The sequence below is a fragment of the Streptomyces sp. NPDC046876 genome (genome assembly GCF_040645035.1).
In the GTDB taxonomy this organism is placed as follows: domain Bacteria; phylum Actinomycetota; class Actinomycetes; order Streptomycetales; family Streptomycetaceae; genus Streptomyces.
Genome location: NZ_JBEYXK010000157.1, coordinates 1 through 11,233 on the forward strand (window position 1 = coordinate 1; position 11,233 = coordinate 11,233).

Annotated in this window: 9 protein-coding genes; 7 read left to right on the plus strand and 2 right to left on the minus strand. The window is 75.3% G+C overall.

Going from position 1 to position 11,233, the window contains the following annotated elements; translation table 11 throughout:
* Positions 1-223: 223 nt before the first annotated feature.
* Positions 224-1,132 (minus strand): pirin family protein, encoded by a 909-nt coding sequence (locus ABZ924_RS36680; RefSeq protein ID WP_361919758.1) that lies wholly within the window; start codon positions 1,130-1,132, stop codon positions 224-226.
* Between the two features lie 226 nt (positions 1,133-1,358).
* On the opposite strand from ABZ924_RS36680, the gene ABZ924_RS36685 reads away from it, so the two are divergent.
* From ABZ924_RS36685 to ABZ924_RS36705, 5 genes are all read left to right on the plus strand, one after another.
* On the plus strand, positions 1,359-1,937 hold the full coding sequence (locus tag ABZ924_RS36685) for an NADPH-dependent FMN reductase (RefSeq protein ID WP_361919760.1): 579 nt from the start codon (positions 1,359-1,361) through the stop codon (positions 1,935-1,937).
* A gap of 294 nt (positions 1,938-2,231) precedes the next feature.
* A complete protein-coding gene (locus ABZ924_RS36690; protein ID WP_361919762.1) occupies positions 2,232-3,215 on the plus strand; it encodes an NADPH:quinone reductase in 984 nt (327 codons plus the stop codon).
* A 176-nt stretch (positions 3,216-3,391) separates the two neighbouring features.
* On the plus strand, positions 3,392-4,870 hold the full coding sequence (locus ABZ924_RS36695; protein ID WP_361919764.1) for an MFS transporter: 1,479 nt from the start codon (positions 3,392-3,394) through the stop codon (positions 4,868-4,870).
* Positions 4,871-5,457: 587 nt separating this feature from the next.
* A complete protein-coding gene (locus ABZ924_RS36700) occupies positions 5,458-7,356 on the plus strand; it encodes a C1 family peptidase (RefSeq protein WP_361919766.1) in 1,899 nt (632 codons plus the stop codon).
* Between the two features lie 20 nt (positions 7,357-7,376).
* On the plus strand, positions 7,377-7,733 hold the full coding sequence (locus ABZ924_RS36705; protein WP_361919768.1) for a hypothetical protein: 357 nt from the start codon (positions 7,377-7,379) through the stop codon (positions 7,731-7,733).
* On the opposite strand, the gene ABZ924_RS36710 is transcribed toward ABZ924_RS36705, so the two are convergent.
* On the minus strand, positions 7,696-8,919 hold the full coding sequence (locus ABZ924_RS36710; protein ID WP_361919770.1) for a DUF418 domain-containing protein: 1,224 nt from the start codon (positions 8,917-8,919) through the stop codon (positions 7,696-7,698). The genes ABZ924_RS36705 and ABZ924_RS36710 overlap by 38 nt on opposite strands.
* A gap of 145 nt (positions 8,920-9,064) precedes the next feature.
* On the opposite strand from ABZ924_RS36710, the gene ABZ924_RS36715 reads away from it, so the two are divergent.
* Both ABZ924_RS36715 and ABZ924_RS36720 read left to right on the plus strand, forming a co-directional pair.
* Complete coding sequence (locus tag ABZ924_RS36715) at positions 9,065-9,727, plus strand: GntR family transcriptional regulator (protein ID WP_361919772.1); 663 nt, start codon at positions 9,065-9,067, stop codon at positions 9,725-9,727.
* Complete coding sequence (locus tag ABZ924_RS36720) at positions 9,724-11,064, plus strand: MFS transporter (RefSeq protein ID WP_361919774.1); 1,341 nt, start codon at positions 9,724-9,726, stop codon at positions 11,062-11,064. Before ABZ924_RS36715 ends, ABZ924_RS36720 begins: the two co-directional genes overlap by 4 nt.
* Positions 11,065-11,233 lie beyond the last annotated feature (169 nt).

Consider the following 11,233-nt stretch of genomic DNA (forward strand, 5'->3'; position numbering starts at 1 on the left):
GCGGAGAGGCTCCCGATTACTGGACGTCCTCGGGTGCCTCGACAACGCAGCGAGGTGCGGTGCCGGGCGGCGCGGGTCTGGGGGCACCTCCCAGCGGCAGCGGGGGGAGCAAGATCCGGAAGAGACGGCCTAGGGGCTGTTCGACCCCCGCCGGGCACGCCGACCGCCCCGCGCCGTGGTGCGTACGGCGCGGGGCTGGGCGGTGGCAGGGGGTGCGGGCGGGTCAGTCCTCGTAGCGGCCGAGGCGGTCCGCCGCGTAGTCGTCGAAGGCCTGCTCGATCTCCTCGGCGGTGTTCATCACGAACGGGCCGCTGCGGAAGACCGGCTCGCCGATCGGCTCGCCGCTCAGGAAGAGCAGGTCGGCGCCCACGGGCCCGCCCGCCACCGTGACCGTGTCGCCGTCGTCGGCGAGGACGGCCAGCTCGCCGTCGCTGACCTCGGCCGAGCCGACGCTGCCGCTGCCGGACAGGACGTACACGGCCGCGTTGCGCCCGGCCGGGGCCGGCAGGTCGGCGCTCTCGCCCGGCGCGATGGAGGCGTGGACGACTGTCACCGGGACCTGCGTCTCGAAGGGGCCGGTGGCGCCGTGCGCCGTGCCCGCGATGACCTTGAACCAGGAGCCGTCGGGCCTGCGGACCACGGGGATCTGCGCCGCGGTGGCGTTCTGCGTGCGCGGGCGCAGCCCCTTCAGCGCCGCCGGGAGGTTCACCCAGATCTGCAGGTTGTGCTGGAGGCCGCCGCGTGCGCGGAAGGCGTCGGTGGGCTGGGCGGAGTGGACCACGCCCGCGCCCGCCGTCAGCCACTGCACGGCCCCCGGCGGCACGACGCCGCGGTTGCCGGTGGAGTCGGCGTACTCGATGTCGCCCTCCAGTACGTACGCGATGGTCTCGAAGCCGCGGTGCGGGTGGTCCGGGGCGCCCTTGGGCTCGCCCGGGCCGAGGTCCACCGGGCCGACCTGGTCGACCATCAGGAACGGGTCCAGCTGCGGGATCTGCGGGGTCGGGAAGGGCCGGCGCACCGGGAAGCCCTCGCCCTCAAGGGTGTGGAGGGGCTGGAGGACGTCGACCACCGAGCGGGCCGTGGCGGCGGCGGGGGCGGCGGGGGCGGCGATGGCAGAGCCGAGCGTGGTCATGATGCTGCCTTCTCTCGTCGTGCGGAGCGGGTCGTGTTCCGTCGTGCAGTGAACTATACAGTTCAGTTCAGGTGGAGGGGAAGGGGTCTCCGGCGGATCCCCGGCCCCAACTCCCGCGCACAGCTGACAGATACCGCCTCGCGCGGTTGTAGGCGCATCCCCCGCCCGGCCAGACTCCTGGTCATCCACTGACGCCCACCTCGCAGCCTTTGCGGAAGGACCGTCCATGTCTCAGCTCAAGATCCTCGCCATCTCCGGCAGCCTCCGCGAGGGCTCGTACAACACCGCCCTCGTGCGCGCCGCGCAGAAGTTCGCCCCCGGTGACCTCGACATCGAGATCTACGAGGGCCTGCGCGACATCCCGCCGTACGACACCGACCACGACGTCGACCCCGCCCCGGTCGCGGTGGCCGACCTGCGCCGCCGCATCATCGAGGCCGACGGCCTCTTCATCGCCACCCCCGAGTACAACTACGGCGTCCCCGGCGTCCTGAAGAACGCCCTGGACTGGGCCAGCCGTCCGGCGCTCAACTCCTCGCTGACCGGCAAGCCGATCGCGATCGCCGGCGCCGCGCCGACCAACTTCGGCACCGTCCGTGCGCAGCTGTCCCTGCGCCAGTCCTTCCTGTGGACGGACTCCAAGGTCGTCGGCAAGCCCGAGCTGTGCATCTTCCGTGCCAACGAGCGCTTCGACGAGTCCGGCAACCTGACGGACGAGACCACCATCGAGATCCTGCACCAGCTGCTCGCCACGCTGGGCCAGAAGATCCGCGAGACCCGCGCGATCGCCAACGGCACCGTCTGACCCACCGGTTCCGCGCCCGCGCGGTCCGTCCGTTTTCGTCGGTCCGTCCCCGTCGGCCCGTCCCCCGTCCGCGGGGGTCGGGGCCGGCCCCGGGGGACCCCACCGGACCGCACCGCCCCACCGGCCGGAGTCGCCAGCTCCTTGTTGTTCCCCCTCTCCGAAGGGCCGCTCACACCCCCGTAGCGGCCCTTCGGCATGTCCGGGTCCCGGCCCTCCCCACCCCCGCCCGCCCGAGGTGACGAAGCCTGCCGCGGGCGCTGCCCGCACCCCGCGGGCCCTTGCGAGGATCGGGCCATGCGTGCAGCCTTCATCGAAGAACTGGGCCCCGCCGAGAACATCCGGTACGGCGACGTGGCCCCTCCGACCCCCGGCCCCACCGACGTCCTGGTCGACGTCGAGGCCGTGTCCGTGAACCCGGTCGACACCTTCGTCAGGTCCGGGCTCTTCCGCACCCCGGTCGAGTTCCCCTTCGTCGTCTCCCGCGACCTCGTCGGTACGGTCGTCTCCGCCGGCCCCGGCGCGGCCGGCTTCGCCGTGGGCGACCGCGTCTGGTGCAACAGCCTCGGCCACGGCGGCCGCCAGGGCGCCGCCGCCGAGCAGGCCGTGGTCCCGGTCGACCGGCTCTACCACCTGCCGCCCGGCGTGGACGCCGCCGAGGCCGTCGCCGTCGTGCACCCGGCCGGCACCGCCTACCTCGCCCTGTTCACCCACGGCCGGGTGCGGCCCGGCGAGACCGTCCTCGTGGCCGGCGCCGCCGGGAACGTGGGCAGCGCCCTGATCACCATGGCCGTCGAGGCCGGAGCCCGGGTCATCGCCACCGCGAGCGCCCGCGACGCAGAGCACTGCCGCGCCCTCGGCGCCGCCGAGGTCCTCGACTACACGGACCCCGAACTCGCCGCCCGCATACGCGAGAGCAGCCCGCACGGCATCGACGTCCACATCGACACCTCCGGCACCAACGACCTCTCCACCGCCGTCGAGGTGCTCGCCCACCGCGGCCGGATCGTCCTGCTCGCCGGCGCCCGCTCCCAGCCCGTGCTGCCCGCCGGCCCGCTCTACATGAAGGACGGCGCCGTCGCCGGCTTCGTCATCTCGCACGCCACCACGGCCGAACTCGCCGAGGCCGCCGTCGCCATCAACCGCCTGCTCGCGAACGGCCGGCTGCGCGCCCGCTCCATCGAGCGGGTTCCGCTCTCGCAGGCCGCCCGGACCCACCGGCGCATCGAGGACGGCGACCTCCACGGCAGCCGCGTCGTCCTGCTGCCGAAGGAGTCGTAGGGCGCCGGACCAGCCCGCCGGCCCATGGCGGCGGGGGCGCGCGGCCCGCACGCACCGCGCCCCCGCCGGCCCCTGCGCGGCCTCCTCCCGCCTCTCCTCCCGCGCCCTCTCCTCAACCTGACGGACTGACAGGTGACGCCCTCCGTCCCCTGTCAGCGGCTGCCAGACTGCGCGGCATGGACGACTTCCCGCAGACCGCGGCCCCTGTGGAGACCGAACCGTCCGGCACGGGGGTGCGCTTCGCGCTCCTCGGCGCCGTGCAGCTGCTGCTGAACGCCTCGGTGTCGGTGACCTTCGCCGCCGGGCCGGCCATGCAGCGGGAACTCGGCCTCAGCCGCATCGACCTCATCCTCGACAGCGCCGCCTACGGCCTCGCCTTCAGCGGGCTCCTGCTGCTCGGCGGCCGGCTCACCGACCGCGTCGGACAGCGCCGCCTGTTCTCCCGCGGGACCGCCCTGTTCGCCCTGGCCTCGCTGGCCGCGGCCCTGGCGCCCACCTCGCCGTTCGTCCTCGCCGCCCGCTTCCTGCAGGGCTGCGGCGCGGCGCTCGCCGCCCCCGCCGCCATGGCCCTGCTGCGGGTCGTCTTCCCCGGCGGCCGTGCGCGGGCCACCGCCCTGGCCCGCTGGGGGCTGCTGGCCAGCCTCGGCGCCGCCGTCGGCATCGTGCTCAGCGGGGTGCTGGTGGCCTGGCTGAACTGGCGGTGGAGCTTCGGCGTCCTCGCCGCCGTCGCCGCGGCCGTCCTGGTGCTCTCCCCGCGGGCCCTGCCGTCCGGGCCCGCGCCCGTCCGCGTCCCGGTCGACGTCCTCGGCGCCGTCCTCGGCACCCTCGCGCTGTCCACCCTCGGCTACGGGCTCGTGATGGTCGGCCCGCACGGCTGGGCCGCCCCGGAGGTCCTCGCCCCGCTCGCGCTCGGCGGCATCCTGCTCGGCGTGTTCGCCGCCGCCCAGCGCCGGGTGCGCGCGCCGCTGCTGCCGCCCGGCTTCCTCGCCTCCCGCTACCGGGCGACCGCCCTGGTCTGCGCGCTGCTCGGGCCGGCGATCGGGGCGAGCACCGCCTTCCTGCTGGCCCTGTACGTCCAGCAGGAGCGCGGCTACTCGGCCCTGCAGAACGCCCTCGCCTTCGTCCCGTACAGCGCGGTGCTGCTGGGCGTCGGCTTCGTCGCCGGGCGGATCGTCGCCCGCCACGGGGTGCGCGCCGTCGCGGTCGGCGGGCTGGCGGTCATCGCCGCCGGGCTGTTCCTGATCGGCGCCGTGGGGCTGCGTACCGGCTCGATGCCGGCCGTCCTCACGGGGCTGATCGTGCTGTCCGCCGGGATCGGCACGCTGATGTCCGCGGCGGTCGTCGGCGCCGTCGCCGGGGTCCCGGAGGAGCAGTCCGCCCTCGCCGGTGCGGTGGTCAACACCGCGATCCTGGCCGGGCCGACCATCAGCCTCGCGCTGATCACCTCCGCCGCGGATGCGCGCAGCGCCTCGCTCCTGGCCGCCGGTGATCCGGCCGCGGCCACCGGCGGCTACGCCTTCGCCTTCGAGGCGGCCTGCGGGGTGTTCCTGCTGGCCATCGGCCTGGCGCTGTACGGCCTCGCCCCTGCCCGGCGGGCCGCTGCGGCGGCGGCCACCCCCGGCCGCCCGGCGGAGCGCTCCTCCACCCCGGCCTGACCAAGGGGGGCAGGCCGGGACGGAGGCCGCGGGGGCGCCCCAGGACGCCCCGGCTCCGCCGACTTTCGCAGCCAGGGTCGGCCATCTCAGCCTCGCCGGCGTTTGAGGCGCGGGGTCTGGGGCGGCGCCCCAGGAAGCCCGGGCCCCGTCGGCCTTCGCAGCCGAGGGTCGGCAACTCCAGCCCCGCCGGCGTTTGAGGCGCGGGGTTTGGGGCGGCGCCCCAGGAAGCCCGGGCCCCGTCGGCCTTCGCAGCCGAGGGTCGGCAAAGTCCAGCCTCGCCGGCGTTTGAGGCGCGGGGTTTGGGGCGGCGCCCCAAGGATCCCGGCTTCGCCGGGTACCGGGCTCTGCCCGGACCCGCGCCTCAAGCGCCGGCGGGGCTGAATGTGCCGGCCCCTGGCTTCGGAGCGGGGGCGGCGCCTCAGGGACATCCCGGCTTTGGAGCGGGGGCGGAATCGCGGACGGGGCGCGGGTGCGCTGTCGTACGACCCCCGTGCGACCGCGCGACCGTGCCGACCCCCTTGACGCGCCGCCGTGCCAGGTGGACGCTCCCGCGGTCTCGATCCAACGGGTGCAGCTGGGGGGCCGCCATGCCGGAGCAGTCTGTCGAGTCGACGCAAACCGCGGGGGAGTTGCGCGCACAGCTGGCGCGGCAAGGGGCGCGCTGGACGGTCGTCGAGCACCTCGCCGACGACGAGCCCGTGCCCCGCCCTTCGCTCGGCATGGAACCGGGCGCGAACCTGACGCCCGCGCACGAAGCCGCCCCGGTCGACCTGCGCGCGCTCCTCGGGCACCCGAGCGGCAATCCGCACCTGACCCGCCGCCGGGCGGCGCACGGCCTGCTGCCCGAGAGCACCGCGGGCGTCACGGCCCGGCCCGCCGCCGTGGACTGGCGGGTCCGCTGGGGCCGGCCCTGGATCACGAAGGTCAAGGACCAGAACCCGTGCGGCTCCTGCTGGGCCTTCGGCGCAGCCGGGCTGGTGGAGTCCATGGCCCGGATCGAGCACGGCGTCTGGGCCGAGCGCTCCGAGGGCGACGTGCACGACGGGCTGCGCTTCACCTGCGGCCAGGGCTCCAACCCGGAGACCGCGCTCGACTGGATCAAGGCCAACGGCGGGCTCGCCGACCCGGACTGCTGGCCGTACTCCCCGCCCCCGCCCTCCGTGCCCGCCGACCGCCGCGACGGCTGGCGCGCCGAGTACACCCCGAGCTGGGACCGCTCCGGGCGCACCGTCCGCATCGCCGACTACGTCCGGCTCGGCGACGTGGAGCAGCAGAAGGTCTGGCTGGACACCGTCGGTCCGCTCACGGCCTGCTTCGACGTGTACGACGACTTCTTCGGCCTCGGCTCGGGCGTCTACCACCGCACCTCCGACCGCCTCGCGGGCGGCCATTGCGTGCTGGTCGTCGGCTACGACGACGCGGCCGGCTGCTGGCTGTTCAAGAACTCCTGGGGGACCGGCTACCACGTCGGCGGCTACGGCCGGATCGCCTACGGCGAGGTCAACATCGACCACTGGGCCAAGTGCGGCCTGCGCGGCACCAACATCGACCCGTGGAGCAAGCGCCGCCTGCACGCGGGCAACGTGTACGAGAGCGGCAACGGCCGCGCCCACCGCAACTTCGAGCTGCTCGCCACCGCGGGCGGCGGCGGCCGCCTGCAGCACTGGTGGCGCGAGGGCGACGCCCCCTTCGCCTGGGCGCGCGCCGCGGTCTTCGCCGCCGACGCCTCCGGCCAGCCGGCCTTCACCGGGACCACGTACAACCGCAACATGGAGTCCCTGCACGTGACGACGGGCGGCCGGCTGCGCCACTGGTTCTACGAGCAGTCCGCCGGTACCTGGCGCGACGGCGGCGTCTTCGGCACGGGCGACGCGGCGGTCGGCTCGACCCCGGCGTTCATCCAGAGCGACTACGGCAAGCCGGGCAACTTCGAGGTGGTCGTACGCACCGCCGACGGCCGCCTGAACCACTGGTGGCGCATCAACGGCGCCCCCTGGACCTGGAACGACGGCGGCCGCTTCGCCTCCGGCATCGCCCACTTCGGGCCCGCCCTCGTCCAGACGCGCAGCCGCCACCTCGACCTGGTCGCCACCCGTACGGACGGCCGGATGCAGCTGTGGTGGCGCGACGACCCGAACGGCTTCGCCTGGCGGGCCGGAGAGGTCTTCGGCAGCGGCGCCACCTCCGCGCCCTGCCTGATCGAGGCGCAGTACGGGGCCGCGGACGAGGACACCGCCGGGAACTACGAGCTGTGCGTGGCCGTGGCCGGCGGGCGGGTCGAACACTGGTGGCGGGGCAACGCCTCGGGCACGGCGTGGAGCCGCAGCGCGGTCTTCGGGCACGACGTGCTCGCGGTGACCGGGATGCTGCAGGGCAGCTTCGGGTTCAACCTGGAGGTCGTCGTCCTGCGCACCGACCGGATGCTCCAGCACTACTGGCGCGACGGGGGCGGCTGGCACGAGGGGGCCGTGATCGGGCCGGCCTGAGGAGGAAGGAGCCGCAGCGGGTGGAGCAGCGCAGGGTGGTCCTCGCCGCCGGCGCGTCGTACGAGGTGCGGCTCGCCGGCCGCGGCGCGCTGGGCTACGTGTGGACCTGGCAGGTCAGCGGTGACGCGGCCGCGGTGGAGGTGGCCCCGGCCCCCGGCCCGGCCCCCGGCCCGCCGCCGGGTCAGCCCGGGCCGCCCCTGCTGCCCGGCGCCCCGCTGGAGCGGACGTACGTGGTCACGGGCCGCCGCGCGGGCGGGCGGGCCCGGATCCGCTTCGCGCAGATCCGCCCGCCCTACCCGCAGGAGCCTCCGTACGACGAGCTCGTCCTGGAGGTGGAGGTCACCGCCGGCCCGGCCGCGCCCGCCGGCGGGCCGTGAGCACCCGGTGCTGTACGGACTCCAGCGGCCCCCGCTCGTACCGGCGCAGCCACAGCGCCGACCCGGCGGCCAGGGTGAGCGAGACCGCCGCCCACAGCCCCATCACCCACCAGGGGCCGCTCCCGGCGAGCCGGTCGGCCAGGCCCAGCCCGATCCCGTAGCAGAGCAGCATGCACAGCAGGTTCTGCCCCACGTACGCGGAGAGTGCGGTGCGGCCGATGCCGCCGAGGGCGGCGGCCCCGCGGGCGCCGGGGAAGCGGTCGAGGAGGCAGCCGATCAGGCCGATGTAGCCGAGGGCGACCAGCGGGGCGATGCCGTAGCGGCCCAGGACGAAGAGGTCCGGCCCGCCGAGCGCGGCGGCTGCGCCCAGCGGCAGGCCGAGACCGAGCCCCCAGGCGGCCAGCCGGACCCGGATCCGGTGCCCGGCGGCGGTCGGGGCGAAGGCGCCGGCCCGGTACAGCCGCACGCCGAGGAGGAAGAGGAAGACGAGCAGGCCGAAGGAGAAGACGGGCTCGATGCGCAGGGCGGGGGCGTGCTCGAGGCGGAAGCGGATCTGGTCGAGGTAGCCGCCGTGGGCGTAGAGCCGGACGGCGTCCGCACCGGGGGTGTTGGGGCCGGAGTCGGGGGTGGCCAGGTCGCCGAGGGTGACCAGGGCGACGAGGGCCAGGTGGAGGCTGCCCGCGACCCACATCGCCACCCGCCGGACCCGCTCGGAGCGGGCCAGCAGCCAGGCCGTGAGCAGCGCGGTGACCGCGTACCCCATCAGCACGTCCCAGGCGAAGACGAGGACGAAGTGGACGGTCCCCTCCAGGAAGAGGAACGCGGCCCGCCGGGGGTAGCGCCCGGGCCAGGGCTCGCCGCGGCGCGCGGCGGAGTCGTACTGGACGGCCAGGCCCACCCCGAACAGGACCGTCAGGAGGGAGAGGAACTTGCCGTCGGCGAGGAAGCGGAAGACGGCCTCGGCGACGCCGGCCGCGGAGGGTTCGGCGAGCGGGTTCGGCAGGGCCATGGCGCCCTGGAGCACGCTCCACTCGGAGCCGGGCGAGGCGAAGATCCAGACGTTGGTCATGAGCGTGCCGAGGATGGCGGCGCCGCGCAGGACGTCGAGGAGCGGGATCCGGTCGGCGGCCGCCGGTCGGGCGGCCGTGCCCGTGCCCCTGCTGCCGGGAAGGGTGGTGTGGGCCATGGATCCAGCGTCCCGGCGCACGGCGGCGGTTGCGTCCTGCGGCCGGACGAGGCCGCGGTACATCCTTGGATGCAGCGGCCGGGGCCCGGGGTCCACATCCTGGACCCGCAATCGTGTGCATCCCTCATGTATCTATGCTGTGCGCATGTCTGCCCCTCCCCCGGCCGCCGCTCCTGCGGCCACCGCCGCCGACCGCGTCTACCGGCACGTCAAACAGGGCGTACTGGAACGCCGCTACGAGGGCGGAACCCTCCTCACCGAAGGCGGGCTCGCCGACGCGGTCGGGGTCTCCCGCACCCCGGTGCGCGAGGCGCTGCTGCGGCTGGAGACCGAGGGGCTGCTGAAGCTGTACCCGAAGAAGGGCGCGCTGGTCCTGCCGGTCTCCGTGCAGGAGATCGCCGACGTCATCGAAACCCGGCTGCTGGTCGAGGAGTTCACCGTCCGGGCGGCCGTGCCCGCGCCGCCCGCCCTGCTGGAGCGGCTCGCCGCCCTGCTGGAGGAGCAGCGCCGGCACGCCGCCGAGGGCGACCTCGCCGCGATGACGGCCGCCGACCGCTGCTTCCACGCCGAGATCGTGCGCACCGCCGGCAACCAGATCCTGGCCCGCCTGTACGACCAGCTCCGCGACCGGCAGCTGCGCATGGGCGTGGCCCTGCTGCACGCCCACCCCGAGCGGATCGAGCGGACCCTCGCCGAGCACGCCGAGATCCTGGGCGCCCTGCGCGCCGGCGATGCCGAGGCGGCGGCCGCGGCCGTACGGGGGCACGTGGGCCGGGTCGGGGAACTGGTGCGGGGGCCGGTCCGGTGACGGGGCCGGAGCTCGGGCCCTTCCCGAAGGACCCGCCGGGCGGCCGGCGGGCGGTGGCCGTCTGGGGCATCGGCGTCGCCGTCTACTTCGTCGCGGTCATCTTCCGCACCAGCCTGGGCGTGGCCGGACTCGAGGCCGCCGACCGCTTCCACGTGAGCGCCTCCGCCCTGTCCACCTTCTCCCTGCTCCAACTGCTCGTCTACGCGGGCATGCAGGTCCCCGTCGGCCTGATGGTCGACCGGCTCGGCACCAAGCGCGTGTTGACGCTCGGCGCGGTGCTGTTCACCGCCGGGCAGGTCGGTTTCGCGCTGTCCCCGACGTACGGGATGGCGCTCGCCGCGCGCGCCCTGCTCGGCTGCGGCGACGCGATGACGTTCATCTCCGTCCTGCGGCTGGGCACCCGCTGGTTCCCGGCCCGGCGCGGTCCGCTGATGGCCCAACTCGCCGGTCTCGTCGGCATGGCCGGGAACCTGGTCTCCACCCTCGTCCTCGCGCCCGTCCTGCACGGCCTCGGCTGGGTCCCGGCGTTCGCGGGCAGCGCGGCGGCCGGGCTGCTGGTGCTCGTCCCGCTGGTGCTGTTCCTGCGCGACCACCCCGAGGGCCACGAGCCGGCCCCGGTCCGGGCGGCCGCCGCCGGTGCCGTCGGCGGGGCGGGCTTCGTCCGCAGCCAGATACGGGACTCCTGGCGGGAGCCCGGCACCCGGCTCGGGCTGTGGGTGCACTTCACGACCCAGTTCCCGGCGATGGTGTTCCTGCTGCTGTGGGGCATGCCGTTCCTGGTCGAGGCGCAAGGCCTGGAGCGGACCACCGCGGCCGGGCTGCTGACCCTCATCGTCGCCTCGAACATGGGCTTCGGCCTGGTCTACGGCCAGATCATCGGCCGCCGCCAGGCCGCCCGGATCCCCCTCGCCCTCGGCACCGTCGGGCTCACCGCCGCGCTGTGGGGCTCCGTGCTGGCCTACCCGGGCCAGCGGGCCCCGATGTGGCTGCTGGTCGCGCTGTGCGTGGTGCTGGGCACCTGCGGGCCGGCCTCGATGATCGGCTTCGACTTCGCGCGGCCCGCGAATCCGGCCGAGCGGCAGGGGACCGCCTCCGGGATCACCAACATGGGCGGCTTCCTCGCCTCGATGACCACGCTGCTGACCGTCGGGATCCTGCTGGACGCCACCGGCGACGACTACCGGATCGCCTTCTCGTCCGTCTTCGTGGTCGAACTCCTCGGCCTCGCCCAGATCCTGCGCCTGCGCGGCCGCGCCCTCGGCCGGGAACGGGAACGGGAGCACCGCGGCCCCGCCGCCGACCCGACCCCCACCCGCCCGGCCCCAGCCTCCGCATAGCCCCCGCCGACCGCCGCTGCCGCTGCGCGGAGCCGTTTCCCCACCCCGCCCCTTCTCCCCCAGCTACCGCTGGGAGGTGCCCCCAGAAACGCCTCAATCGCCGGCGCGGCTCAAAGATTCGGGGCTCCGCCCCGGACCCCGCGCCTCAAACGCCGCGCGGGCTGGAACA

Excerpts from the sequence above, each read along its gene's own strand:
- ABZ924_RS36690 (WP_361919762.1), top strand. The coding sequence starts at position 2,232 with ATGCGTGCAGCCTTCATCGAAGAACTGGGCCCCGCCGAGAACATCCGG.
- ABZ924_RS36695 (WP_361919764.1), top strand. The coding sequence starts at position 3,392 with ATGGACGACTTCCCGCAGACCGCGGCCCCTGTGGAGACCGAACCGTCC.
- ABZ924_RS36685 (WP_361919760.1), top strand. The coding sequence starts at position 1,359 with ATGTCTCAGCTCAAGATCCTCGCCATCTCCGGCAGCCTCCGCGAGGGC.
- ABZ924_RS36715 (WP_361919772.1), top strand. The coding sequence starts at position 9,065 with ATGTCTGCCCCTCCCCCGGCCGCCGCTCCTGCGGCCACCGCCGCCGAC.
- ABZ924_RS36700 (WP_361919766.1), top strand. The coding sequence starts at position 5,458 with ATGCCGGAGCAGTCTGTCGAGTCGACGCAAACCGCGGGGGAGTTGCGC.
- ABZ924_RS36680 (WP_361919758.1), bottom strand. The coding sequence starts at position 1,132 with ATGACCACGCTCGGCTCTGCCATCGCCGCCCCCGCCGCCCCCGCCGCC.
- ABZ924_RS36710 (WP_361919770.1), bottom strand. The coding sequence starts at position 8,919 with ATGGCCCACACCACCCTTCCCGGCAGCAGGGGCACGGGCACGGCCGCC.